Source organism: Actinokineospora sp. NBRC 105648 (assembly GCF_030269645.1).
Taxonomy (GTDB): Bacteria; Actinomycetota; Actinomycetes; order Mycobacteriales; family Pseudonocardiaceae; genus Actinokineospora.
The window spans coordinates 61,862-85,992 of the sequence record NZ_BSTR01000011.1 but is presented as its reverse complement, the minus strand read 5'-3'; the positions used below and the strand labels follow the sequence as shown (position 1 = coordinate 85,992).

The 24,131-nt window shown below is 69.2% G+C and carries 25 protein-coding genes; 9 read left to right on the top strand and 16 right to left on the bottom strand.

Annotation, left to right across the window (positions count from 1 at the left end; genetic code table 11):
- Window position 1 precedes the first annotated feature (1 nt).
- From pucL to uraD, 3 genes are read right to left on the bottom strand one after another with little or no spacing between them, the layout of a single operon-like run.
- The gene (gene pucL / locus QSK30_RS13095; RefSeq protein WP_285502623.1) at window positions 2–862 is read right to left on the bottom strand and encodes a factor-independent urate hydroxylase; all 861 of its coding nucleotides are present in this window, start codon (window positions 860–862) and stop codon (window positions 2–4) included.
- Window positions 862–1,176 carry a hydroxyisourate hydrolase gene (gene uraH / locus QSK30_RS13090; RefSeq protein WP_285502622.1) on the bottom strand — a complete coding sequence of 105 codons (315 nt, stop codon included), beginning with the start codon at window positions 1,174–1,176 and terminating at the stop codon, window positions 862–864. The genes pucL and uraH overlap by 1 nt, the downstream gene beginning before the upstream one ends.
- Window positions 1,173–1,715, bottom strand: a complete 543-nt coding sequence (gene uraD, locus QSK30_RS13085; RefSeq protein WP_285502621.1) for a 2-oxo-4-hydroxy-4-carboxy-5-ureidoimidazoline decarboxylase — start codon at window positions 1,713–1,715, stop codon at window positions 1,173–1,175. The genes uraH and uraD overlap by 4 nt, the downstream gene beginning before the upstream one ends.
- A gap of 73 nt (window positions 1,716–1,788) precedes the next feature.
- Between uraD and QSK30_RS13080 the strand changes: the two genes are divergently transcribed.
- Window positions 1,789–3,045: a hypothetical protein gene (locus QSK30_RS13080; protein WP_285502620.1), complete on the top strand. Its 1,257-nt coding sequence runs from the start codon at window positions 1,789–1,791 to the stop codon at window positions 3,043–3,045.
- A 73-nt stretch (window positions 3,046–3,118) separates the two neighbouring features.
- On the top strand, window positions 3,119–3,403 hold the full coding sequence (locus QSK30_RS13075) for a hypothetical protein (protein WP_285502618.1): 285 nt from the start codon (window positions 3,119–3,121) through the stop codon (window positions 3,401–3,403).
- A gap of 33 nt (window positions 3,404–3,436) precedes the next feature.
- On the opposite strand, the gene QSK30_RS13070 is transcribed toward QSK30_RS13075, so the two are convergent.
- From QSK30_RS13070 to QSK30_RS13050, 5 genes are all read right to left on the bottom strand, one after another.
- Complete coding sequence (locus QSK30_RS13070; RefSeq protein WP_285502617.1) at window positions 3,437–3,763, bottom strand: DUF1048 domain-containing protein; 327 nt, start codon at window positions 3,761–3,763, stop codon at window positions 3,437–3,439.
- A gap of 1 nt (window position 3,764) precedes the next feature.
- Window positions 3,765–4,121: a DUF1048 domain-containing protein gene (locus QSK30_RS13065; RefSeq protein WP_285502616.1), complete on the bottom strand. Its 357-nt coding sequence runs from the start codon at window positions 4,119–4,121 to the stop codon at window positions 3,765–3,767.
- Window positions 4,118–4,444 carry a PadR family transcriptional regulator gene (locus QSK30_RS13060; RefSeq protein ID WP_285502615.1) on the bottom strand — a complete coding sequence of 109 codons (327 nt, stop codon included), beginning with the start codon at window positions 4,442–4,444 and terminating at the stop codon, window positions 4,118–4,120. Before QSK30_RS13060 ends, QSK30_RS13065 begins: the two co-directional genes overlap by 4 nt.
- Window positions 4,445–4,598: 154 nt before the next feature.
- Entirely contained in the window at window positions 4,599–6,761 is a 2,163-nt protein-coding gene (locus QSK30_RS13055) for a 3-hydroxyacyl-CoA dehydrogenase NAD-binding domain-containing protein (protein WP_285502613.1), read from the bottom strand.
- Window positions 6,762–6,777: 16 nt separating this feature from the next.
- The gene (locus tag QSK30_RS13050) at window positions 6,778–7,992 is read right to left on the bottom strand and encodes an acetyl-CoA C-acetyltransferase (RefSeq protein ID WP_285502611.1); all 1,215 of its coding nucleotides are present in this window, start codon (window positions 7,990–7,992) and stop codon (window positions 6,778–6,780) included.
- A gap of 141 nt (window positions 7,993–8,133) precedes the next feature.
- On the opposite strand from QSK30_RS13050, the gene QSK30_RS13045 reads away from it, so the two are divergent.
- Window positions 8,134–9,312 (top strand): TetR/AcrR family transcriptional regulator, encoded by a 1,179-nt coding sequence (locus QSK30_RS13045; RefSeq protein ID WP_285502610.1) that lies wholly within the window; start codon window positions 8,134–8,136, stop codon window positions 9,310–9,312.
- On the opposite strand, the gene QSK30_RS13040 is transcribed toward QSK30_RS13045, so the two are convergent.
- The 3 genes from QSK30_RS13040 to QSK30_RS13030 are packed head-to-tail and all read right to left on the bottom strand — an operon-like array spanning window position 9,298 to window position 12,591.
- Entirely contained in the window at window positions 9,298–11,688 is a 2,391-nt protein-coding gene (locus tag QSK30_RS13040) for an ATP-binding protein (protein WP_285502608.1), read from the bottom strand. The two genes, QSK30_RS13045 and QSK30_RS13040, sit on opposite strands and share 15 nt — an antisense overlap.
- Window positions 11,688–12,302 carry a DUF6879 family protein gene (locus tag QSK30_RS13035; RefSeq protein ID WP_285502606.1) on the bottom strand — a complete coding sequence of 205 codons (615 nt, stop codon included), beginning with the start codon at window positions 12,300–12,302 and terminating at the stop codon, window positions 11,688–11,690. The genes QSK30_RS13040 and QSK30_RS13035 overlap by 1 nt, the downstream gene beginning before the upstream one ends.
- Window positions 12,295–12,591, bottom strand: coding sequence for a hypothetical protein (locus QSK30_RS13030; RefSeq protein ID WP_285502604.1), 297 nt, complete (start codon window positions 12,589–12,591; stop codon window positions 12,295–12,297). The genes QSK30_RS13035 and QSK30_RS13030 overlap by 8 nt, the downstream gene beginning before the upstream one ends.
- Window positions 12,592–12,834: 243 nt before the next feature.
- Between QSK30_RS13030 and QSK30_RS13025 the strand changes: the two genes are divergently transcribed.
- Window positions 12,835–14,190 carry a cytochrome P450 gene (locus tag QSK30_RS13025; protein ID WP_285502602.1) on the top strand — a complete coding sequence of 452 codons (1,356 nt, stop codon included), beginning with the start codon at window positions 12,835–12,837 and terminating at the stop codon, window positions 14,188–14,190.
- Window positions 14,191–14,219: 29 nt separating this feature from the next.
- On the opposite strand, the gene QSK30_RS13020 is transcribed toward QSK30_RS13025, so the two are convergent.
- The gene (locus QSK30_RS13020) at window positions 14,220–14,456 is read right to left on the bottom strand and encodes a hypothetical protein (protein WP_285502600.1); all 237 of its coding nucleotides are present in this window, start codon (window positions 14,454–14,456) and stop codon (window positions 14,220–14,222) included.
- Window positions 14,457–14,554: 98 nt separating this feature from the next.
- On the opposite strand from QSK30_RS13020, the gene QSK30_RS13015 reads away from it, so the two are divergent.
- Both QSK30_RS13015 and QSK30_RS13010 read left to right on the top strand, forming a co-directional pair.
- Window positions 14,555–15,397, top strand: a complete 843-nt coding sequence (locus QSK30_RS13015; protein WP_285502599.1) for a helix-turn-helix domain-containing protein — start codon at window positions 14,555–14,557, stop codon at window positions 15,395–15,397.
- Between the two features lies 1 nt (window position 15,398).
- A complete protein-coding gene (locus tag QSK30_RS13010) occupies window positions 15,399–15,572 on the top strand; it encodes a DUF397 domain-containing protein (protein WP_285502598.1) in 174 nt (57 codons plus the stop codon).
- Window positions 15,573–15,652: 80 nt separating this feature from the next.
- Here QSK30_RS13010 and QSK30_RS36870 read toward each other — a convergent pair whose 3' ends face one another.
- A complete protein-coding gene (locus tag QSK30_RS36870; protein ID WP_352231570.1) occupies window positions 15,653–16,690 on the bottom strand; it encodes a DUF6444 domain-containing protein in 1,038 nt (345 codons plus the stop codon).
- A 192-nt stretch (window positions 16,691–16,882) separates the two neighbouring features.
- Here QSK30_RS36870 and QSK30_RS36865 point away from each other — a divergent pair, with 192 nt between their 5' ends.
- The 3 genes from QSK30_RS36865 (at window position 16,883) to QSK30_RS12995 (ending at window position 20,162) form a co-directional block, all read left to right on the top strand.
- A complete protein-coding gene (locus tag QSK30_RS36865) occupies window positions 16,883–17,323 on the top strand; it encodes a lactococcin 972 family bacteriocin (RefSeq protein ID WP_352231569.1) in 441 nt (146 codons plus the stop codon).
- A 77-nt stretch (window positions 17,324–17,400) separates the two neighbouring features.
- Window positions 17,401–19,479 (top strand): bacteriocin-associated integral membrane family protein, encoded by a 2,079-nt coding sequence (locus tag QSK30_RS13000; RefSeq protein ID WP_285502595.1) that lies wholly within the window; start codon window positions 17,401–17,403, stop codon window positions 19,477–19,479.
- 35 nt (window positions 19,480–19,514) lie between these two features.
- Complete coding sequence (locus tag QSK30_RS12995) at window positions 19,515–20,162, top strand: ABC transporter ATP-binding protein (RefSeq protein WP_285502593.1); 648 nt, start codon at window positions 19,515–19,517, stop codon at window positions 20,160–20,162.
- A 233-nt stretch (window positions 20,163–20,395) separates the two neighbouring features.
- Here the strand turns inward: QSK30_RS12995 and QSK30_RS12990 are convergent, their stop codons facing one another.
- Genes QSK30_RS12990 through QSK30_RS12980 form a run of 3 tightly spaced genes read right to left on the bottom strand, consistent with a single transcriptional unit; the run spans window position 20,396 to window position 24,129 of the window.
- On the bottom strand, window positions 20,396–21,001 hold the full coding sequence (locus QSK30_RS12990) for a TetR/AcrR family transcriptional regulator (RefSeq protein ID WP_285502729.1): 606 nt from the start codon (window positions 20,999–21,001) through the stop codon (window positions 20,396–20,398).
- A 15-nt stretch (window positions 21,002–21,016) separates the two neighbouring features.
- Window positions 21,017–22,174, bottom strand: coding sequence for an acyl-CoA dehydrogenase family protein (locus QSK30_RS12985; protein ID WP_285502591.1), 1,158 nt, complete (start codon window positions 22,172–22,174; stop codon window positions 21,017–21,019).
- Window positions 22,171–24,129, bottom strand: a complete 1,959-nt coding sequence (locus QSK30_RS12980; RefSeq protein WP_285502589.1) for an acetyl/propionyl/methylcrotonyl-CoA carboxylase subunit alpha — start codon at window positions 24,127–24,129, stop codon at window positions 22,171–22,173. Before QSK30_RS12980 ends, QSK30_RS12985 begins: the two co-directional genes overlap by 4 nt.
- Window positions 24,130–24,131 lie beyond the last annotated feature (2 nt).

Below are 24,131 nucleotides of genomic sequence, written 5' to 3'. Positions count from 1 at the left end.
ACTACCACCAGGCCAATCCGGGATCGGGCGCGTCGTCGCGGAGCACCGTGCCCTCGATCAACCCGTACGGCCGGTCGGCCGCGTAGAACACTTCGCCCGGGTTGTCCAGCTCGAACGGCGACAGGTCGACCAGGAAGTGGTGCTTGTTGGGCAGCGAGAGCCGGATCTCGGCCAGGTGCTCGTCGCCCTCGAGCACCTGGGTGCCCATGGCGTGCAGGGTTTGCTGCAGCGACAGGCTGTGCGTGTCGGCGAAGGCGGTGAGCAGTCGTTGGCGGGCGCCGCTGAACGCGGTCTTCCAGTCGGTGCGCTCGGTGTCGCGGTGGCGCCAGCGGGCGGTGACCGCGGTGGCCAGCACGCGATCGGTGGTCTCGGCGAGGGTGGTGAACCGGTCGCGGTGGAAGCCGTGGAACTCCGAGCCGGTGGTGTTCAGCACGGTCAGGTCGGTCACCCCGGAGAGCACCCACTCGCCGCCCTCCGCGCTCACCGCGGTCGCGGTGCGCGTCCCGGCGGCCCGCACGAAGGAGTGCCCGTTGGCCGGGTTGCGGTCCCAGAGGTGCTGCTCGACCGCCACCCGCGCGCGGGTGATCGTCGGCGCGGACCCGACGAAGTGCCGGGCCAGCCGCAACGCGAACGCCTCGACCTGCCCGACGCCGTCGCGGGCGAACGCGTAGACGGTGTTCTTCTGGGTGTCGGTCGGCAGGACGCCGCTGTTGTCGCCGGTCAGGTGGGTGGCGGCGAGATCACCCGCGAGGGTGGTGGTCACCGTCAGGTCGGTGACCCGGTGCGCCTCCCCCGCGCGGTCGACCCGCACCAGCCTGGTCTCCGCCTTGCCGTACTGGTTGTCGCCCAGCTCTAGGTGCATCAGCTTCCCCGGTAGGTCGAATAGCCGAACGGGCTGATCAGCAGCGGGACGTGGTAGTGCCCCGCCGACACCCGGAAGGCCACCGCGACCTCCGGGTAGAACGCGTCGGGCCCCAGGTAGGCGCCGGTGTCGAAGACGAGCCGGTGCTCCCCCGGCTCGGCCGACCAGCCGGTGAACCGGCCGTCGGCGTCGGTGCGGGCCTCGTCGACCAGGCGCCACCGACCACCGCGGCGCACCTCGTGGCGCACCGCGACCCCGGCCGCCGGGGTGCCGCGGCTGGTGTCGAGCACGTGCGTGGACAGCGTCGCGCTCATCCCGCCAACCTCCGCAGCCGCAGTTCGACGATCTTGGTCAGCTCGGCGCGGACCACCACCCGCTCGGTGGCCCGGTCGTTGCCCAGCCGGTGGCGCAGCGCGGTGCGGACGTCCTCGGCCGACAGTCCGGTGGCGCAGACCAGGAAGACGTGGTCGAAGCGCTGCTCGTAGATCTCGTTGCCGCGCACGAGGTCGGCCCGCAACCGCTCGTCGTCGGTCGTGGCGCCGGACTGCTCGGCCCGCGACCAGCCCGCCTCCCGCGAGTGGCCCCGCGCCCGCTCCCCGATCCGCGGGTGCGCGTCGAGGGCCACCAGCACCTCGTCCCAGTCCAGGTTGGCCAGCACGGCGGCCGAGACCTCCTCGACCCCGGCCAGGTCGGCGTAGGGGCGCTGCGCGACGACCTCGGCCGCCCACCGGCGGGAGGCGCAACAGGACAACAGGTCCGCGACCGCGTCGGCGTGATCGGCGGCGTTGAGGAAGCGGAGTCGGGGATCGCCGGGCACCCGATCAGTAGACACCTGCCGCGACGCGCGGGCCACCCGCGGATGACACGAAAGTCCGGCGCGCACCGATCTCGATCCCGAGGGTTCGTCCCGACGACAGGGGGTTGGCATGGAGCGGGGATGGGTCGGCCCGACCGAGGTGCTCGTGCTCGGATCCGGCGACGAGGTGGTACGGACCACCGGTCCCGAACCGGTCGACGAGGCGGCGTTCGGGCGTTGGGCGCACACGCTCTCCGGGTTGTCCGACCGCGCGGCGGTCGCGGCCGTGCTGGACGCCGGTGTCGGCCCGGACCGGCGCCCGTACCTGGCGGTCGAGTCGGCACCGCTGCTGGCCGACCGGATCGAGCTGGGCCCGCTGTCGGCCCGCGACCTGCGCGCGTACGGCATCGCCTTGGCGAACGCGCTCGACGCGACCCACACCGCGGGCCTCGTGCACGGCGCGATCTCCCCCGAGGCGGTCCTCGACCTCGGCGACCGCCCTCTCCTGGCCGGATTCACCCAGCAGGCACCGTCCGACGCCTTCACCCCGCCCGAGCGGGCGGAGTCCCGAGCGGGCGACGTCTACCAACTCGGCATGACCCTGTACGCCGCCCTGGGCGGTACCCCCGGCCCCGTCCTGCCCGACCTGCCCCGCGTGCCGTCGCGCCTCCTGCGGCTCCTCCGCACGGCGACCGCGGCCGACCCGGCGGCCCGCCCCACCGCGGCCGAACTGCGCGACGGGTTCCGCCGGATCCGACTCCGCCCACCGACCTGGGCGCTGACGGCGGCCGCCGTGGTGCTCGCGGCGGCCACGGCGGCGACGGCCGCGGTCGTGCTGGCGCCCCGGCAGGCGGCGGCACCGTGCGAAGCGCAAACCGCGGGCCGGACACCGGACGAGATCCTCACCACCGCCCTGACCAAGACGGCGGGGGTGAGCCACCGGTTCTCGGTGCAGGTCTCGGGAATCATGAACGCGACCGGCACGACGGACGCCACCGGTCGCAACGCCCACTACACCATGCGACCACCCGCGCAGACGGGCGAGGCCAAGCTGGTCGACGGCAGACTGGAGCTGAGCGGACCGGCCGCGGGCACCCGCCCCGGCGTCTGGCGACCCGCGAACGAGGAGGAGAAACCGCTGCTGAGCAGCGTGCCCACCTTCGTGCGCCTGCTCGCGCAGGTCACCGGCCAACTGCGATCGGGCAAACGGGACGGCTGCCGCGTCACCGGGACCGTCACCCTGGGCGGCACCGACCGCCAGTACCTGGAGGCCACCATCGACGACGGCACCGGCTACCTGCGCGCGCTGGACGTGTCCGTCGAGCCGTTCGGCTCGCCGGGGATCCGGGTGCGCCTCAGCGAGTTCGACACACCACTGGAGCGCTGACGAAGGGCTGACCTACCCTGGCGCCACCGGCCGGTCGGCCACCTGCCGGAGATGAGAGCAGGTGGGTTCCCCGGTGCCAGAGGCGGAGGTCGCGGTCGGCGACGTCGTGACCTGCGAGGTCACCAGCCAACACGCCTGGGGAGTGATCGTCACGATCATCGGTATCGCGGACCCACCACCCGCCTCGATCGACTACGTGCTGAACTCCGACATGGAAGTGATCCGCGACGTGAACGACTACGCGGCGGTCGGCAGCCGGCTCGACGCCGTCGTCCTGATGGTCGATCGAGTCGGCTGGGTCCGGTTGGGCATCCGAGCGAGGCACTTCGCCGCGGCTCGCCTGACGGCAGGCCATTGACCGACCACCGATCGGTGGTCGGTCAATTGGCGGCTAATTCTCGGCCGTGTCGGATTTCCCGTTGATGGAGTCCTGATAGATGTCAGCGTAGGTGCGCGAGTCTTTCACCAGCTCATCGCAAAAGGCCGCGACATCGGTACCGATGAGTTCCAGCACGCCTTTGCCCGCCAGCACGCCCTCCTCGAAGAAGTCGACCACGCCCGAGAGCAGGGAACCGTCGCCCAGTTCGACCGGCCCGACCTTGAAGAAGTACTTCTGCATCTCCTTGTAGACGATCTGGTAGTCCCGGGGGAGCGCCTTGACCCGGGCCACGTGCGCCCACCACTGCCGCTTGCCCTCGATCATGTCCTGGATACCCATGTCACCCTCCCAGCCGGTCCAATTTCCGTGCGACGTTCCGGTTCAACTGCGCACGCCACCGGTCGCGATAGGTTCGGCCGCCTTCTCCGCCGACCAACGCCGCGCAGAAGCCGTCGATGTCCGCACCCAGCACCTCATCGATTTCCTGCCCCTCGGCCGCCGTCTCCTCAAGCAGCCCCAGAACGCCGTCGAGGATCGGAATCAGGTTTCGACCGGTGAAGTCCGAGTGCGGGGAAAGCCGGACCTTGATCTTCTCCCACGCCACCCGGTAATCTGCGGGCAACGCCTCGGCCCGGGATTCGAACGCCTTCGACTCCCTGGTGATGTCACTGCCGGTGATTGTCTCCCAGAAACTCATGCCGCCCCCGCCTTCAGCTTGTCGATCCGCGATGAGACGTACTCCCACTTCGCCCAGAACGTCGTGAGCTCCCGGCGTCCCGCGTCGTTGAGCGCGTAGAACTTGCGCGGCGGGCCCAGTCCGGACGGGCGTTTCACCACCTCGACGAGCCCGTTCTTCTCCAGCCGCAGCAGGATTGTGTAGACCGTTCCCTCGATGACGTCGACGAAACCGAGCTCGTTCAGCCGACGCGTGATGGCGTAGCCGTAGGTCTCCTCGCCGCCGATGATCTCGAGCACGCACCCCTCGAGCGTGCCCTTCAGCATCTCCGTCAGATCGTCCATCCCCACCCTCCTGACCCGCCCGGTACTCGGTGGTACCGAGTACCACTATACGGTAACACCGAGTACCGGGGCGGGCAAGCACGGGCGGCGGACTCCAGCGGCGAAACGCGAGCGGCCCGCCACTGGTCAGTGGCGGGCCGCTTGCGATCAGGCGCTATTCGAAGATCTCGTTCTTCTCCGCCCTCGCCACCAGCGAGGCGGGCGGGCGGAACCGGTCGCCGTAGCGGTCGGCCAGCTCGTTGGCCCTGGCCACGAACCCGGCGAGACCGCCCGGGTAGCCGTTGACGTACTGGATCACGCCACCGGTCCAGGGCGGGAAGCCGATGCCGAAGACCGAGCCGATGTTGGCGTCCGGCACGGTGCGCAGGACGCCCTCGTCGAAGCACTTCACCGTCTCGAGCGCCTCGGCGAAGAGCATCCGCTCCTGCATGTCGACGAACGGGATCTCCGCCGTGCCACCGAAGGCGTCGCGCAGCCCCGGCCACAGCCCGGTGCGCTTGCCCTCGTCGTCGTACTCGTAGAAGCCCGCACCCGACGAGCGCCCCTTGCGGTCGAACTCGTCGATCAGCCTGTCCAGCACGGAGTCCGACGGGTGCGCGGGCCAGGTCCCGCCCGCCGCCTCGATCGCGGCACGGGTCTCGTCGCGGATCTTGCGCGGGAGCGTGAAGGTGAGCTCGTCGAGCAGCTGCAGCGGCGGCGCGGGGTAGCCAGACTGCGAGCCCGCCTGCTCGATCGACGACGCCGCGATGCCCTCGCCGATCATGGCGACGGCCTCGTTGATGAACGTGCCGATCACCCGGCTGGTGAAGAAGCCGCGGCTGTCGTTGACCACGATCGGCGTCTTCTTGATCTGCAGCGCGTAGTCGAAAGCCTTGGCCAGCGCGACATCGCTGGTCTTGTCACCGACCACGATCTCCAGCAGCGGCATCTTGTCGACCGGGGAGAAGAAGTGCAGGCCGATGAAGTCCTCCTGCCGCTTGACGCCCTCGGAGAGCAGCGTGATCGGCAGCGTCGAGGTGTTCGAGCCCAGCAGCGCGTCCGGCGCGACCAGGTCCTCGATCTCGCCGAAGACCTTCTTCTTCAGCTCCGGGCTCTCGAACACCGCCTCCACGACCAGGTCCACACCCGCGACGTCCTGCGGCGAGGCGGTCGGGGTGATCCGCGCCAGCACCTCGTCGGCCTTCTCCTGGGTCAGCTTGCCCCGGGACACGGCCTTGGCCAGGATCTTCGCCGAGTACTCCTTGCCCTTCTCCGCCGCCTCAAGGGAAACGTCCTTGAGCACGACCTCGATCCCCGCGCGCGCACTGGAATAGGCGATGCCCGCGCCCATCATGCCCGCGCCGAGCACGGCCACCTTCCGCGCGGTGTACTTCGGCTGGCCCTCGGGGCGGCTGTTGCCCTTGTTGATGGCCTGCAGGTCGAAGAAGAACGCCTTGGTCATGTTCTTCGCGACCTGACCCACCGCCAGGTTCACGAAGTACTGCGTCTCGATCTTGGTCGCGGTGTCGATGTCGACCTGCGCGCCCTCGATGGCCGCGGCCAGGATGTTGCGCGGGGCGGGCATCGGCGCGCCCTTGAGCTGCTTGCGCAGGTTCGCCGGGAACGCGGGCAGGTTCGCCGCGAACGCCGGGTGCGACGGGGTGCCACCGGGGATCTTGAAACCCTTGACGTCCCAGGGCTGCTGGGCCTCGGGGTTGGCCCTGACCCACGCCTTGGCCGCCGCGACCAGTTCGTCCGGAGTGGACACCAGCTCGTCGACCAGACCGAGTTCCTTGGCCTTGGCGGGCTTGTGCCGCTGGCCCTGCAGCAGCACGTTGAGCAGCGCGCCCTGGATGCCCAGCAGCCGCACGGTGCGGGAGATGCCGCCACCGCCGGGCAGCAGGCCCAGGCTCACCTCGGGCAGGCCGATCTCGCTGCCCTTGGCGTCGAGGGCGATCCGGTGGTGGGTGGCCAGCGCGATCTCGTAGCCGCCGCCGAGCGCCGCGCCGTTGATCGCCGCGACGACCGGCTTGCCCAGCGTCTCCAGGCGGCGCAGGTAGTCCTTCATGGCGTCGACGGTCGCGGTCATCTCCGCGGCGTTCTCCGGCCGCGCCTGGATGAGCTGGTTGAGGTCGCCACCGGCGAAGAAGGTCTTCTTGCCGGAGGTGACCACGACCCCGGTGATGGAGTCCTTTTCGGACTCCAGCCGCTCGACCACCGCCGCGATGGAGGTGCGGAAGAGGTCGTTCATGGTGTTGGCGCCCTGGTTCGGGTCGTCCATCGTCAGCGTGACGATGCCCTCGGCGTCGGACTCCCAGGTGATCATGTTCTCGCTCATGTGTGTGTCCGTGGCCTCAGACTCGCTCGATGATGGTCGCGACGCCCATGCCGCCGCCGATGCACAGGGTGACCAGACCGCGCCGGGCGCCGCGGCGCTCGAGCTCGTCGACGACGGTGCCGGTGATCATCGCGCCGGTCGCGCCGAGCGGGTGGCCCATGGCGATCGCGCCGCCGTTGACGTTGATCTTCTCGTGCGGGATCTCCAGGTCCTTCATGAACTTCAGGACCACCGCGGCGAACGCCTCGTTGAGCTCCCAGACGTCGATGTCGGCCGGGGTGAGACCGGCCAGCCGCAACGCCTTCTGGGCGGCCGGGGTCGGGCCGGTGAGCATGATGGTCGGCTCCGCGCCGGTGACCGCGGCGGAGACGATGCGGGCGCGCGGGGTGAGCCCGGCGGCGCTGCCGACGGCCTCGTTGCCGATCAGCACCAGCGCGGCGCCGTCGACGATGCCCGAGGAGTTCGCGGCGGTGTGCACGTGGTCGATCTTCTCCACGGCGTGGTACTTCTGCAGTGCCACCGCGTCGAAGCCGCCCATCTCACCGATCGCGGCGAACGAGGCCTTGAGCTTACCCAGTCCCTCCACAGTGGACTCGGGCCGCATGTGCTCGTCGTGGTCGAGCAGGACCACGCCGTTGCGGTCGCGCACCGGGACCACGGACTTGGCGAAGTAGCCCGCCGACCAGGCGGCGGCCGCGCGGCGCTGGGACTCGACCGCGTAGGCGTCGACGTCGGCCCGGCTGAAGCCCTCGATGGTGGCGATCAGGTCGGCGCTGACGCCCTGCGGGACGAAGTAGGAGTCGTAGTTGGTCTCCGGGTCGTTGAACCACGCGCCGCCGTCGGAGCCCATCGGGACCCGCGACATCGACTCGACACCACCCGCGACGATCAGCTGGTTCCAGCCGGAGCGGACCTTTTCCGCGGCGGTGTTCACCGCCTCCAGACCGGACGCGCAGAACCGGTCGATCTGCAGGCCGGCGACCGAGTCGGGCAGGCCGGCGAGGATCGCGGCGCTGCGCGGGAGGACCGAGCCCTGGTCGCCGACCGGGGAGACCACGCCCAGGATGACGTCGTCGATGGTGGCCGGGTCCAGGTCGGGGTGCCGGGCCTTGAGCTCGTCGATCAGGCCGACGACGAGCGAGATGGGCTTGACGCCGTGCAGCGAGCCGTTCTGCTTGCCACGGCCACGGGGCGTGCGGATCGCCTCGTAGATGAACGCTTCCGTACTCACGCTCGTCGGTCCTCTCCTGAGCTGGTCCCTGAGCTGACTGGCGCTAATGCCTATTAACATAGTGCCGCGAATCCGCAGGTTGTCAACGTGGGATGCGTCCCCTACGGTGGTAAATCCAACCTCACGAACGGAGGCCGCGCGGTGACCGGTGCGCCTGTTCGCCGACCGCGCGACCGCAAGGCCCAGCTGGCGGTCGCCGCCGCCGAGCTGTTCGGGCGGCGCGGCTACCACGCCGTCGGCGTCAACGAGATCGCCGCGGCGGCCGGCATCACCGGGCCCGCGCTCTACCGGCACTTCCAGAACAAGCAGGACGTGCTCGGCTTCGTGCTGCTCACCGGCATCGACAAGCTCACCGAACGCGTCCACGACGCGGTGGCCGCCACCGAGGACGACCCGGCCCGCGGCCTGCGCCCGCTGCTGCTGGCGGCCGCCGACGTCTCAATCGAGCAGCGCGCGCTGACCGCGCTGTGGCGGTGGCAGGGCAGGCACCTGCACCCCGGCGACCAGAAGGAGATCCGCAGGCGGGTGGGCGCGCTGCTCACCCAGTGGCTCTCCGGCCTGCGCACCCTGCGCCCCGAACTGGACGCGGGCGAGGCCAACCTGCTCTGCTTCGCCGCGCTGAGCGTGTTCGGCAGCGTCGGCGACCACCACGCGTCCCCGCCCCGCACCGAGTTCATCGAGCTGCTGGCCCGCCTCGGCGAGGCCGTCGTCCGCGCTCCCCTGCCCACCACCTCGACGGTCCGCCGCGTGCCGACTCCGCCGCCGACGCGCCGGGAGGAGCTGCTGTCCGCGGCCACCCGCCTGTTCCGAGAACGCGGTTTCCCCGCGGTAAGCATGGAGGACATCGGAGCGGCCACCGGGATCGCGGGCCCGAGCATCTACCGGCACTTCAGCTCGAAGTCCGACATCCTGCTGGCCGCCAGCCGCCGAATGGCCGACCGGCTGCGACTGGGCCTGGAGGACTCCCTCGCCTCGGCGGTGGACGCGCGGGACGCCTTGGCCAGACTGTCCCGGTCCTATGTAGACACGGTGCTGCGCTCGGACGACCTGATCGCCGTCTACACGACGGAACTGGCCAACCTCCCCGAACGCGACGCCCGCGAACTGCGCGCCCTACAACGCGGCTACGTCGCCGAATGGGTCCGCCTCCTGCGCGAGATCACCCCGACCCTGACCGAGCCCGCCGCCCGGGTGACCGTGCACGCCGCACTGACGATCGTGAACGACCTGCCGCGCACCCACCACATCAGCACCCGCCCGGGCCTCCCCGCCGAACTGACCGCCCTCGCCGTCGCAGTCCTCACCTCACCGACCGGCTGACCCAAGGCTGTCACGGAGCCGTACCGCCCGCGGGTCATCAAAGTCCACCAGTAGCCGGGCCGCCTCCTCTCGGTACGGCCGCGCCGCGTCGTCGTCCAGCACAAACCCCAGGTTCGCCAACGCCTGAGCGTGCGCCCACCTATCCCCGGTCTCTCGGTACAATGCGATGGCCATCCGGTGAAACGCCGCCGCTTGGTCGGGTCTTCCGAGTTCCCGGTACGCCTCCCCGGTTCCATCCAGCGCCATCGCCTCCCGGTTGCGGTCGCCGAGTCCACGCTGGACTGCTGCTGAGCGCTGGTAAGAAATCAATGCGTCAGCAGGATCACCACAAGCCCGTTGAACTTGGGCGAACTCCAACAGCCAGAAGGCACCCCAAGCGTGGTAAGTGTCCTGCTCAGCGATCTCCATGGCATCGTGGATCGAAGACATTGCGCTACCAAGATCGCCAGACTCCCGTTGGGCCATGGACAAATGGAACAAAGCGCTGCCCTCGTACGCCCGGTTACCCGATTTACGGTGAGCTGCCGCCGCCCGGATGAGTGTGCCGACGGCGCTAGTGACGTCAAGCAACTCGTACTGGGTCATGCCCAGGTTTGTCGCTATTACTGCCTGCCACTGGGTCTCACTCAACTCACGGAAAACCAACATGGCTTCCGTGAAGCGGTCGCGAGCATCGAAGAGTCGCCTTCGCCGCCATGCCAGCAGCCCGAAGGCATTGATGGACACTCCCTCGCCGAACCGATCTCCGATCTCACGCCGGATTCGCAGCGCCTCTTCGTGGCATGCCGAAGACTCGACCAGGAGCTGCGATTGCAAGTTCGCCTTCCCGAGGCTGTCCAACATCTCGGCTTCACCGTACCGGTGTCCCGTCCGCCGGGCGGCCTTGAGCCCCAGCCGCGCGGTCTCAAACCATGCACCAAATGTGTTCCGGCGCTCCTGAACCCCTCGCAGCATTGCGGCGACACACCAAGCGAGCTCGAAGAACTCATGAGCGGTCGCGATGCGTATCCCAGCGATGAGGTTAGCGTGCTCCAGTATGAACCAATTGAGTGCCACTCCTCGATCGGTAAAACTTAACGGACGCACGTCGCGAGCAAAATCGTGCAAGGGCACCAGTCGATCCTGGGGAGCCAATAATAGGACCGCCGAAGCCAGAGTGTGCGCGTAGAAGTGCAGCACGCGCACCACCGCCATCAGCCTGCTGGCGGAGTCTTCCTGCTGCTGCGCCTGTTGCGCGGCATAGGCGCGCAACAGGTCGTGAAACTGAAACCGGCCCGACGCTGGTTGTTCGATCATGTGCGCGCCGACCAACGCATCCAACTGTCGCCGAGCGACCGCAGGCTCGACACCAAGCATCGCGGCCGCGGCCGCGATGCCAAACTCGGGGCCGGGGTGCAGCCCCAGCAGGCAGAACAGCCGCGCAGCCTGCGGTGGCAGCGCACGATAGGACCAGGCGAACACGCTGCGCACCGCGTCAGCTTCGTCATCTTGCTCCGCAGCGAGTGCGTCCCACAACGCTGATTCGTCGCGGAGGTCGCCGATTAGCTCATCAAGCTGCATGAGCGGTCTGCTGCTGGCGCGCTCGGCCGCTATGCGCAGCGCGAGCGGAAGCCTGGCGCACAGCCGCGCCAACTCGACAAGGTCGACCGTCTCGTCCTTGGTGCGGTAGTCGGACATCACCGTCCGCAGCAGCTCCACGGCATCGGCCTCGGACAGCAGGTCGAGCACAAGCCGCTGAGCGCCGTCCCGCGCGACCAGCCCGGAGAAGCGGTGCCTACTGGTAACGAGGACCAAGCATGCCGAGGTCCCGGGCAGCAGGGGCCTAACCTGACTCGCGGTCGCCGCGTTGTCCAAGATGACCAGTGTTCGTCGCTCAGCGAGTAAGGAGCGCAACAGCGCCGAGCGGTCGGCGAGCGCCACGGGGATATTCGCGGGCGGGACGCCGAGCGCCCGGAGGAACTGGTCGAGGGCCTGCTCCGGGGTTACCGGCGGGCCCGGGTCGTAGCCGCGCAGGTTGACGTAGAGCTGGCCGTCGGGGAAGCGGTGACGGACCCGATGCGCCCAGTGCAACGCGAGGGAGGTCTTGCCGACGCCGGCCGTACCGGTGATCACGTACACGCCGACGGCCCGCTCCGGGCTGTCGCCGGGGTCGAGCAGGGCGTCGAGCCTGCGAAGCTCGGCCAACCGGTTGACGAAGCTGCTGACGTTCCCCGGCAGCTGGCGCGGGACCGGGCGCGGTGGCGCGGTCGAGTTGTGGAGGTGCACTCCGCCATGGATGTCGCGCGCCTGCACGACGTCGTTGGCGGCCCCGGAGACGTCCGAGCGGGGGTGGTGGTCCTCGCCGTGTTCGTCGGAGGAGTGCTCGTCCGCGGCCATCAGCCGCTCCGCACGGGCGGCTCCAAGACCGCCACCTCGCGTTGGAAGTACGCCGTGATGTCCTCGGCCCGGGCGTAGAGCCCGGCGACCAGCTCCCTGGCCCGCGCGACCAGTTCCGGCCGGGTGAAGCGGATCCCGCCTTCTTGCAGGCCGTCCTGGTCGTAGAGCAGCTCGTACACCACCTCGTCGCCGAGGACGACGAGTTCGGGCAGCACGCCGTCGGACTCCAGCGGACGCACGTGCTCAGCGTCGAGGACCCGCGTCCGCGCGCCGTACTCGTCGCGCAGCAGCAATAGGTGCAGCTCCCATTGCAGGTAAGCGTTGAGCGGTGGTTCGACGACGCGCACCCGCCGGTTCTCGAAGCCCTGGGCGCGGAGCCGGTCGCGATATCCGGCCAGGCTCGGCCTGCGCGCTTGCAGCAATGCAAGGGCTTTTTCCCAGTCGCCACCGGCGAAGGCCACCCAGCTCTCGTCGCCGGGCTCCCGGAACCGCTGCAACCTCTCGACCTTCCAGAATCCGGATGGCCCGGTGGACCAGAAGTTCTCGTCGAAGTCACGCCAGTAATCAGCGCCCAGCAACCGAACCCCGTCGGCGGCGGCGAGCAGCTCACGCATCCGGGATGTCCGCCTTGGCCGCGACCACCATGCCGCGCGGCAGCACGACCAGCCGCTCCGCGGGCCCGACGCTCACCCCGAACGGCAGCCGGGAGCGGTAGACCTCGGTCAGATCCCGCCCCACCACGGCGACATCCCCGTTGTCGAGCAACCAGATGTCGGGGCAACCGCCATCGCCGCCGCTGGCCGTGTCCCCGCCCGCACGCCCGCTGCCCGGGTCCTTCGGGGAGATGCCGAGCCTGCGCGCGAAGGCCGCCGCGGGGTCGGGTTCCCAGTTCTCCTGCCCCATCACGCACCTCTGTCCGCCGCGCTGGATAAGCAGCCAGCTTAGCAACAAGGCAAATGCACGGAGCGTGCTTGAATTACACCGAACGAGAATTCATTCAGCCGATGGTATGCATTCAACTCCCTTAACAGGTGAACATCGCGGAATTCGGCCCGAATTCCGGCCACGACGGCCGGCTTTCGTCACTGAACTGTCCAGGGGACGAGGCCTCGCCAGATGATCACCGGTGGTGGGAGACTGGGCGGCATGACGGTGGTGGACCGGGTCGACAGGTGGGTCAGTGGGCGGCCATGGCCGGTGACCGAGTTCGCCAGCCCGCCACCCGGGTTGTTGCCCGTTCCCGGGGACGGCGGCCTGCCGGTGATCGGCCACACCGTGGGCATCCTGCGGCGCGGGGTCGACTTCGGGCTGGAGCGCTACCGCCGGTTCGGGGCGGTGTCCTGGATCCGGGCGTTCGGCGTCCGGATGGTCACCGCGGTGGGGCCGGACGCCGCGCAAGAGGTGTTCGCCAACAAGGACAAGGCGTTCTCGCAGCAGGGGTGGGAGTACTTCCTCGGCCCGTTCTTCCCGCGCGGGCTGATGCTGCTCGACTTCGAGGAGCACCTGTTCCACCGCCGCCTGATGCAGGAGGCGTTCACCGCGCCGCGGATCGAGGGGTACCTCGAGCGGGTGGCGGAGGTGGCGCGCAGGCAGGTGCCGGCCTGGTCGGGGACCCTGGCGGTGTACCCGCGCCTCAAGGAGCTGACCCTCGACATCGCCGCCGAGGTCTTCATGGGCGGCCCGCGCGACCCCCGCCTCACCGGCGCGTTCGTCGACGTCGTGCGCGGCGGGACCGCACTGGTGCGCCACCCGGTCCCGGGCGGCCGGTGGGCCGCAGGCCTGCGCGGGCGGCGGACCCTGGAGGCGTACTTCCGCACCCAGCTCGACAACCGCCGCGACGGCACCGACCTGTTCTCCGCCCTGCGGCACGCCCGCCTGGACGACGGCGCCACGTTCAGCGACGACGACGTCGTCAACCACATGATCTTCCTGATGATGGCCGCCCACGACACGAGCACCGTCGCGGCCACGGCGGCGGTCTACCACCTGGCCAAGCACCCCGAGTGGCAGGAGCGGGCCCGTGCCGAGTCGGCCGGGCTCGGCGATGGTCCACTGGGGACGGTGGAGCTGGACCGGCTGACCACCCTCGACCACGTGATCAAGGAGTCGCTCCGACTGGTCACCCCGGTCCCGTCCCTGACCCGCGAGGCGGTCAAGGACACCGAGGTCCTCGGCCACTTCGTGCCCGCGGGGACCATGGTCACGCTGACCCCGTGGCTCAACCACCTCCTCCCCGAGTACTGGCCCGACCCGCACCGCTTCGACCCAGACCGGTTCGCCGAGGGCAGGCGGGAGGACAAGGTCCACCGCTACGCCTGGATGCCCTTCGGCGGTGGCGTGCACAAGTGCATCGGACTGCACTTCGGCATGTACGAGATCAAAACCCTCCTGCACGAGATGCTGCGGCAGCACAGCTGGTCCCTGCCGCCGGGCTACGAGGTCAGCTGGGACCAGACAGCGCTACCCATCCCGAAGGACGGCCTACCAGTGCGGTTCGGATGACTTCATCCTGAACCTATCGCTGGGTCCTCTTAGGACTTCGCGGTTTCCAACGCGGGCTCGGTGAACTCGGTGTCGAGGATCCGCAACGCCTCCGTCGCCGCGGTGACGAACCGCCGCAGGCTGCTACCCTCGAACGCGAACTCGAAGCCGTCACAGCGGTCTCCGAAGAGGAAGTCGATGAGCTCGCCGTTGTCCACCCGGTAGCTCATCTCGCAGTCGTCCTCGACGGTGAGGCCCACGCAGACCCTCAGATTGCGCTCGTTCACGGTGTCTCCCAGAATGTCGTTCGCTTGACCCCTCGGACGAAATTGACCGTAGGGTGTTGCCCGCAGCGACCGAAAGTCCTGGAGAGGAGCCGTGCCGGATGGGTGGGAACCACAAGCCCGGGACACCACGAGACCGAGCACTGGGCGCGGAACTGCGCGCCATCAGGGAAAACGCCGGGATGAGCCTGGCCCAGACCTGCGAGGAGATCCAGTGGAACCCCTCCCACCTGAGCAGACTGGAACGCGGCCAACGCCATATTTCACCCGAATCGGTGATGGGCCTGGCCATGATCTACCAGGTCCCGGCCGACCGGAGGACCGAACTGGTGGCCAGGGCCAAGGAGGTGTCGACCCTGGGCTGGTGGGACCGACCACCAGCGGGCGTGCCAACAGAACTGGGCGCCCTGGCCGCCTACGAACACGAGGCCATCCGGATGACCGACTGGAGCCCATCCATCATCCCAGGGTTGCTCCAAACCCCGGCCTACGCCGAGGCGCTCATGCGCGAGTGGGGAGTACCCGAGAAAGATCTCAACGCCCGCTTGGGCGCACGCAGGCAGCGGCAAGGGCTCTTGGATCGCAGACAGGTCGACTACACCGCGTTGATCGGAGACTTCGCGCTGCGGAACCAACTGTGCGAACCCGAGGCGTTCGCCACCCAACTCCGGCACGTCGCTACGCTGGCGCGCCGCGACGGAATCTCGATCCGACTGGTCGAGCAACCCACAGCCCTTGCCATGTTCGGCTGGTACCTCATGGACTTCGACCAGGTCGGATCAGCCGTGTTGGTCGAACACCACGAATCCTCCACGTTCCTCTTCGACGAGGAGACCACGCAGTACCTTCGCGCCCGGCGTGCCCTGACCGCGCTAGCCCTGTCAGAGCGGGCAACACAAGATAGGCTTCAAACAGAGATCGAACGCGTGCTCATCGGAGGTTGATATGTCGCAGGAACGCTTGCGGTTCAAGAAGTCCAGCCGTTCGGGTGGAAACTCGAACTGTGTCGAGGTTTCCCACACCCGCACCCACCTGCGCGATAGCAAGAACCCCACCGGCCCCACCCTCACCATCAACACCACCGCGCTGATCACCTTCGCCAAGGCCCAGCGCGACTAGCGGCACCGCCGTCGGCGGGGTTGACCTCCACCCCGCCGACCGCCGTGCCCGCACCGATGATCACACCATGACGATCCGCGTCACCGAATGGTGCGGATGCCACGCAGACACCCGGGCACAGCCTTCGCTATGCGCCAATCGCGACGCGGCATTCGCACGGGGCAACTATTCACGTGGCTGGTGAAGGTGTTGGTGTCCAGGGGTTTCCGGTGACGGCGGTGTGGATTGCTTCGAAGGCGTTGATGCCGTGTTTGCGGGCGGTGGAGACGTAGCCTCGGATGCGGTGTCCAGCAACACCTGGCAGACCCAGCCGGCCGACGGGCGGGCGCCCGAGAGATCGGTGACGAGCTCGACGACCCGGGCGACCGGGATGTGCCCGAACACCAGCGCGTACACCACCCACGCTCGCAGGTTCGGCCCATACGAGGCCGGCGCCGCCGCGACACCGGCCGGGGCCGCCGCGGTGGTGACCAGCCCGCACCACAACGACGCCGATGCAGCCGGTGTTCGATCACCGTGGCCACCGCCGGCGTGATATCGGTGACCTGACGGCGCACCACACCCGCCGGCGCGGCGCCGTCCAGGTCACCGACGCAACCCCGGCATCGATTCGGCACGTGGTCGACGATCTCGTCCGGATCACCCACCAGTTCCAGCGAGAATCCCTGCGCGCCAGGCTGTTTCCCTGGCCCACGGCCACTCTTACCCCGCAAGGACCGCGGTGGCACAGCCCGCTCCGGCCCATCCGTCGACGGTGACAGAGACGAATTCCGGGAGTTCCGCCCCAACCGGCGTTTCAACTCGGCGTTCTCGGCCCGCAACTCGGCGTTCTCCAACTCCCGAGCCACCGCACGAGACTCCAGTTCCTCCAGGCGCGCGAGCAACCGCTCCAGCGACACACCCTCGGAACCCGACACCCGAAGATCATCTCGGGTCGGCGGCCGCCAACCCGAGCGACCCAACACAACCTGAGTAGTTACCGCACCGGGACCCAGCGTGCCGCCCAGACAAACGGCTGATAGGATTTTGAACCAATAATCGTTGGACACGCCACTCGGATACTCGCCACACGTTCGGTCGATGGAGTCATTTTGGCAGCACCGGCAAGAAAGTGCCATGAGGTATTCTTTACCCCCAGACAGGCCCGTCGAAGGCGACCGGCCGGGTGACACCCCAACAATTGTTGTGATCAACTCACCCGATAGAACCATTGCCTGTTACCCTCAACCCTGGCTAACACCGGTACCGAGGGAAGCTAAGACTGGGGAATCTTCCGGGGCAGACTGCTGGGATCCGATCAGCAACTGGAGATGAGCCAGGGATGGTATCGCCGAACTCGACATCAGGTTCATTTCTGTACGACTCGCCCGGATCAGGCTGCTGGTTTCGACGGCAGCCGGAACCTCGCACGAGAAATGGGGAACAGAAACATGAACGCGAAGAAGGTTGTCATCACGGGTCTGGCCGGACTGGCCATGGCGGCCGCTGGTGCAGGTATCGCGATGGCGGACACCGCCTACGTCGGCGGCGGTACCTGGGACTACGGCACCGGTGGCGGCCGCGTGTGGTCGAACTACTACCACGGCTCGAACTGCCACAGCTCCAGTGTGGACGCTCGCAGTACGTCAATTCCGGCCCGACCAACCCGGGCCGCTGGTCCTACGCCCAGTCCAGCGACACGATCTGGGTCGACAGCTCGTACTGGAACAACAACGACGGCGGCTGCTGACCAGACGTCGGGGTCCTGCTAGCCGGGATCTGATCGCCACCTGCGGAGAGGGACGCGCGTCCCTCTCCGCAGGTCCTTTTCAACAGGACAGGAAAGAACTTGGCCGCCAAGAGCCTCAAGTTCGTACTGATTGCGAACTGGATATTCGCATGTTTCCTCTCGTTCACCACCCTGGTGTACTGGGACGAGGACACCCCGCTCCCGGTTCAGGCGGGGATCATCGTCGGCGCGTGGGACGAGAGCAGACCCGCTGGTGAACTGCGCGCCGAGATCAAGCAGTTCGCGATCGAACACCAGATCACCGTCGGGCGGTTGAAAGACGACCTCAACGGCTCGCAGGGTGGGCGCACGATATACCTCGTCGATGGCGACCCTGCGGTGGGCGCGGACGAATGGCTGCGCGGGGGCTATGCGGACTTCACCCGGTCGCTGACGACCAGCGTCCGGCCCTTCGACGACGCGGGCGAGCGCGACCCGACCGGCAGCTACGTGGTGTTCGGGGACTACGACAAAGCGGGCCAGTTGGCCGACTTCTTCACCTCGAAGGGCATGCGGGTGAACCGCGTGCTCGACCGGTGGAGCCTCAACCCCAAGGACCTGTTCCTGCAGGACGCCCAGGTGCTCGCACTGGGCATGATGGTGCTGGTGTCGGTCGCCGTCGCCGCGGCGAGCGTGCTCGTTGGAGCGCGGGCCTACGGTGTCAACCGGCTGCAGGGCCTGGGCTACGGGAGCCTGCTGCTCAACGACGTGCGGGCCGTCTCCGGCTTCTGGTTCGGAGGGGGTGTGCTGACCATCGGCGTGGCGGTGGCCGCGCTGGCCGCGTACAACGGCCTCGCGGACATCGGTTTGTACCTGCTGACCGCCGTCGTCCTGCACGTCCTGCTGACCGGAGCGGCGATCACCTCCCATGCCCTGGTGTTGCTGCTCCTGATGCGGCTGCGCGTGCTCGCCGCGGTGAAGGGAGAACTTCCCGGGCGTACGGCGTCCGGGGTTGCCTATGCCCTGCGAGTGGTGACTGTCGTCGCCACCGTCGCCCTGGCCCAGCAGGCCGTCGCGACGGGAATCGACGTCGAGCGACGCGGCGCGGCCCTGGCCTCCTACGAACGGCTTGGCGAGACGTCCAAGATCGCTTTCGGCAACGTCTGGTCCTCCGGTGACCGGGAGAAGATCATCCCGGTCACCGGCGCGTGGCTCCGGGGCGAGGACCAACGCGGCAACGCGCTGCTGGCCGGACGGCAGTACCTCGGGAACCCCGGCCCGCTCAACGGAAAGGACCTGATCTACGTCAACGACAGGTTCCTTCGCGATCAACCGGTCCGTCTGTCGACGGGGGCGGATTTCTCCGCCGGGGACGCGGGCGGCCCCACGGTCCTCATCCCGCCGGATGTGTGGGACCACCGCGCCGAACTCGTCACCGAGGTTCTCCATAGCCCGAACCTGCGGCGCGGCACCGCGGTGACGTTCGACCAGGTCGAGATGGCCGCCGGTGCGGAGATCTTCACCTACACCGCGACCGACGTCGGACCGGTGTCGCAGGGCAACTTCTCCGGCGACCAGTCCTTCACGACCGACCCCATCCTGGTTTTCCTGCCCTCCGCCCAGGGGCTGCTCTCCGACCACAGCTACACCGCCTTCGCCTCCCAGGGACGGGTGCTGTTCCCCGATCCGCGCGTGGTCTCGGCCGCGGTGGCCGCCGATCCCGCGCTCGTCGACTTCGTCGTGTCCGTCACCCCGGTGATCGACCAGGCCGCCACCGAGCACCGCGACGTGCTGCAGCAGTTCCGACTGGCGTTGTTCAGCGCCCTCGCGGGCCTCCTGGTCCTGCTCATTACCGGTGTTGGAGCGGTGCTGATCCACGCCCGGCGTAACGCGCAGTGGATCTTCGCCCGGCACGTGTCCGGCTGGCGGTTCGCCGCGGTGCACCGAATCCTGCTGATCTTCGAAGCGGCCGCGCTCGCGGTCTTGATCGGCTGGCTGCCGTACCAGGCGTGGTCGGTCAACAGTGACCTGGAGTGGTACCGGCGCGCGGGCATGCCCGCCCCGTTCGAGCCGATGACCCTGGGTACACCCGAATGGGCCGCGATCGGCGGGCTGGCCACGTTGACCGTCGGCGGCATACTGGCAGCACTGATCCGAGCCCACCGCCGGGTGGTTCGCGATGGCGCCAGCGAAGCCTGAGGCCTCGGACCTGAAACGGAGACATCACCATCACCATGTTGGAAACCCGCGACCTCACCATGGCCTACGGCGAGCGCACTCTGTGGAGCGGCCTCGACCTGACCTTGAAACCCGGAGCGCTGACGGCCCTGACCGGCCCCAGCGGATCCGGGAAGTCCACCCTGCTCAACTGCATGGGACTGTTGGAGAAGCCCACCGGCGGTGAGATCTACTTCGACCGGCGCGAGCTGACCGGGATGCGCTCGGGAGCCGCCCGGCGATTCCGCCGAGACCACCTGGGCTACCTGTTCCAGAACTATGCCCTGGTGGAGAACGCGTCCATCGCGCAGAACCTCGACATCGCGCTCCGCGCCCGCAAGCGCCGGGGAAGTGCCGCTCGCGCGGCGCTGTCCGAATCCCTGGAGCGGGTGGGACTCGCAGGCCGGGAGGGCGAGCGGGTCAGCAGGCTCTCCGGCGGCGAACAGCAGCGGGTCGCGGTCGCCCGCCTGCTGGTCAAGGAACCGAGCCTGGTGCTGGCCGACGAACCGACCGGAGCCCTCGACCAGGGCAATACGGCCACCGTCGTGTCGCTGCTGCGGGGCATGGCCCAGGGTGGTGCCTGCGTCGTCATCGCCACCCACGACGACTGGGTCCGCGACCAGTGCGATGAGATCGTGTCAGTGGACGACTACGTGGCCCGGTGAACAACCGGCGAGGGGTGGGTCGCCGCGGCCCACCCCTCGCCCCTCGGGCGACCAGTCTCCGCCGCAGGTGAGGCCAGTCACGGGAGAGTTCTGTCCCGGAAGCAGGCGTAGACGGCATTCTCCACGCAACGGTTCGGGTAGTGGGCGGACACCGCGCGCATGCGCACATCCTGCGACATCACCGGCGATCCAGTCATCGCCCGCCGTTCCCCGGCACCACCGAGCCGGTCGTGTCAACTCCCGCCAAGAGCGGCCTTCAGCGTCACCGCCCACTCGGTGAGCACCCGCGCCCGCCGCCGAGAGTCATCGGTCAGCAGGTTCGCCAGCCCCAACCCCCGAGCCAAGTCCAAAGTGGCCTGAACCGCCTCCCGCACCCCAGCCCGCGACTCATCCGCCCCCAAAGCCTCCACCGTCAACCGGTGCGCCTCACGGCCGACGTGCCTCTCCAGCGGCACCACCTGCGCCCGCAGCAGCTCATCCGATGCCGCCGCCACCCACAGCTGCAGCGCCGCCCGGAACAGCTTCCCCGTGTACATCTCCCCGATCGCGGACACCACCGACTCCGTCCGCCCCCGCCCGGAAGGCAAGTGCGGTAACTCAGCCCGCATGTGTGCCAACCGTTCCGATGCCACGTACTCGATCGCGGCGGTGAACAGGTCTTCGCGGGTGGGGAAGTGGTGCTGGGTCGCCCCGCGCGACACGCCCGCGCGTTCGGCGACCACGGACACCGTGCTCCCGGTCCAGCCGACCTCGGCGAGGCAGTCGACGGCCGCCTCGAGCAGCCGCTGCCGGGTGGCGCGGCTGCGGTCCTGGCGGGGCTCGCGGACTGCCTCGACCATCGTCACCAGCCCCCTCTAGTACGACTTCGGCAGCCCCAGGCTGAACTGGGCCACGAAGTTCAGGATCATCTCACGGCTCACCGGGGCGATCCGGGTGAGCCGGGACGCCGCGACCAGCGCACCGAGACCGTACTCGCTGGCCAAGCCGTTGCCGCCGTGGGTTTGCACGGCCGCGTCGACCGCCTTGACCACGGCCTCACCGGCGGCGTACTTGGCCATGTTCGCGGCCTCGCCCGCGGCCATGTCCTCGCCCGCGTCGTAGAGCGCGGCCGCCTTCTGGGTCATCAGCTTGGCCAGTTCCAGCTCGATCTTGGCCTGCGCCAACGGGTGCGCCACCGCCTGGTGCGCACCGATCGGCTCCTTCCACACCGTGCGCGTCTTGGCGTAGTCGACCGCCTTGTCCAGCGCGAAGCGGCCCATGCCCACGGCGAAGGCCGAAGCCATGATCCGCTCCGGGTTCAGACCCGCGAACAGCTGCATGAGCGCCGCGTCCTCGGAGCCGACCAGTGCGTCGGCCGGGAGCCTGACGTCGTCGATGAACAGGGAGAACTGGTAGTCCGGGGACACCACGTCCATCTCGATGCGCTGGAACTCGAAGCCGGGGGCGTCGGTCGGCACGATGAACAGGGCGGGCTTGAGCTTGCCGGTCGTGGCGTCCTCGGTGCGCCCGACCACGAGCACCGCCTGCGACTCATCGACGCAGGAGATGTAGACCTTGCGGCCGTTGAGAACCCAGCCGTCGCCGTCACGCTTCGCGGTCGTGGTCAGCTTGTGGGCGTTGGAACCGGCGTCCGGTTCGGTGATGGCGAAGGCCATCCGGACGGTGCCGTCGGCGAAACCAGGCAGCCAGCGGTGTTTCTGCTCGTCGGTGCCGAACCGGGCGATGATCGTCGCGCAGATCGCCGGGGACACCACCATCTGCAGCAGACCGGTGCCGGTGGCGCCCAGCTCCTCGCACACCGCGGCGAGGTCGCCGATGCCGCCGCCCCCGCCGCCGTACTCCTCGGGCACGTTGACCCCGAGGTAGCCGAGCTTGCCCGCCTCGTTCCACAGCTCGGTGGTGTGGCCACCGGAGCGCGCCGCCTTCAGCGTGTACTCGTGGCCGTACTTGCGCCCCAGCTCGGCGACCGCGCGCCGCAGCGCCTGGCGCTCCTCGGACTCGGTGAAGCTCATGTCCCCTCCTCGACTCGCACGACCGCCAGCACCCGCCCGACGTCGACCTGGTCCCCGGCGGCGACCGGCAGCTCGGCGACCACCCCGTCGGCCGGGGCGTCGACGCGGTGTTCCATCTTCATCGCCTCCAGCCACAGCAGGGGTTGGCCCGCCCGCACCGCGTCGCCCAGGGTAGCGGCGATCCGCACCACTGTCCCCGGCATCGGCGCGAGCAGTGACCCCGGCGCGACCTGGGTGGCCGGGTCCGGGAACCGGTCGGCGACGGCGAAGGCCACCGCCGCGGTCCCCGCGTCCACAAAGGACCATCCAGGCGCGGTCGCGACGTCGTAGGTCCGCGTCACGCCGGCCACCTCCAGCCGCACCAACTCGGGCGTGGCCTCGACCAGGCGGACACCGTCGTAGCCCTCGGCGGCGAGGCCGTCCCGGGTGACCCGGTAGCGGACCTCGTGGTCGCCGAACACCTTCACCTGCGACTGCGACACGACGTTGCGCCAGCCGCCCGGGATCCGCCCCTGCACGGTCGCGGCGGCCCGGTTCGCCGCCGCGTCGGCGAGTGCGGCGGCCAGGGCCGCCAGCCGCTCGAAGTCCTTGTCACCCAGGGGTTCCGCCAGCGTCGCGAGTCCGTGCCGGGTGAAGAACGCCGTGTCGGTGTCCCCGGCGAGGAAGGCCGGGTGGCGCAGTACCCGGACCAGCAGGTCTCGGTTGGTCCGCACACCGTGGATCCGCGCCCGGACGAGCACCCGGGCCAGCGTCCGCGCGACGACCGCGCGCTCCGGCGCCCATGCGATGACCTTTGCCAGCATCGGGTCGTAGTGCACCCCGACCACGGAGCCGTTCTCCACGCCCGAATCCAGCCTGATCCGGACGTCGCCGGACCGATCGTCGCCGAAGACCTGGGTGACGCCGGGGATCTCGAAGCGGTGCAGGGTGCCGCTCTGCGGGCGCCAGTCCTGCGCCGGGTCCTCGGCGTAGAGGCGCACCTCGATGGCGTGCCCGCGGCTCGGCGGCGGCGCCGCGGGCAGCGCGGCGCCCTCCGCGACGGCCAGTTGTAGCCGCACCAGGTCGAGGCCGGTGACGGCCTCGGTGACGGGGTGCTCGACCTGCAGGCGGGTGTTCATCTCTAGGAAGTAGAACCGGCCCGACTCGTCGGCCAGGAACTCCACCGTACCCGCGCCCTCGTACCCGATCGCGGCGGCGGCCGTACGGGCGGCGGCGAACAGCCGCTCCCGCATGCCCTCCGTCCGCTCGACCAGGGGCGACGGTGCCTCCTCCACGACTTTCTGGTGCCTGCGCTGGATCGAGCACTCGCGCTCCCCCACCGCCCACACCACCCCGTGCCGGTCGGCCATGACCTGGACCTCGATGTGCCGCCCGGTCTCCAGGTAGGGCTCGCAGAACACCGTGGGGTCGCCGAACGCCGAGGCCGCCTCCGACCGCGCGGCCCCGAGCTCTCCAGCCAAGTCCGCGAGATCCCGCACGACCCGCATCCCCCGGCCCCCGCCACCCGCCGACGCCTTGACCAGCACCGGGAGGTCGCCCTCGGTCACAGGGTCCACTTCGGACAGCACCGGCACGCCCGCGGCCGCCATCAGCCGCTTGGACTCGACCTTCGACCCCATCCGCGCGATCGCCTCGACCGACGGCCCGACCCAGGTCAGCCCCGCCGCGATCACCGCGCGGGCGAAGTCGGCGTTCTCGGAGAGGAACCCGTACCCCGGGTGGATGGCGTCGGCGCCCGCGGCGATCGCGGCGGCGATGACCAGGTCGGCACGCAGGTAGGTCTCCGCAGGGGTGTTGCCGGGCAGCCGCACGGCGGTGTCGGCCTCGCGCACGTGCGGGGAGTCCGCGTCGGCGTCGGAGTGGACCGCGACGGTGGCGACGCCGAGTTCGCGGGCCGTGCGGAACACCCGGCGGGCGATCTCGCCGCGGTTGGCGACCAGCAGGGACTGGATCATCG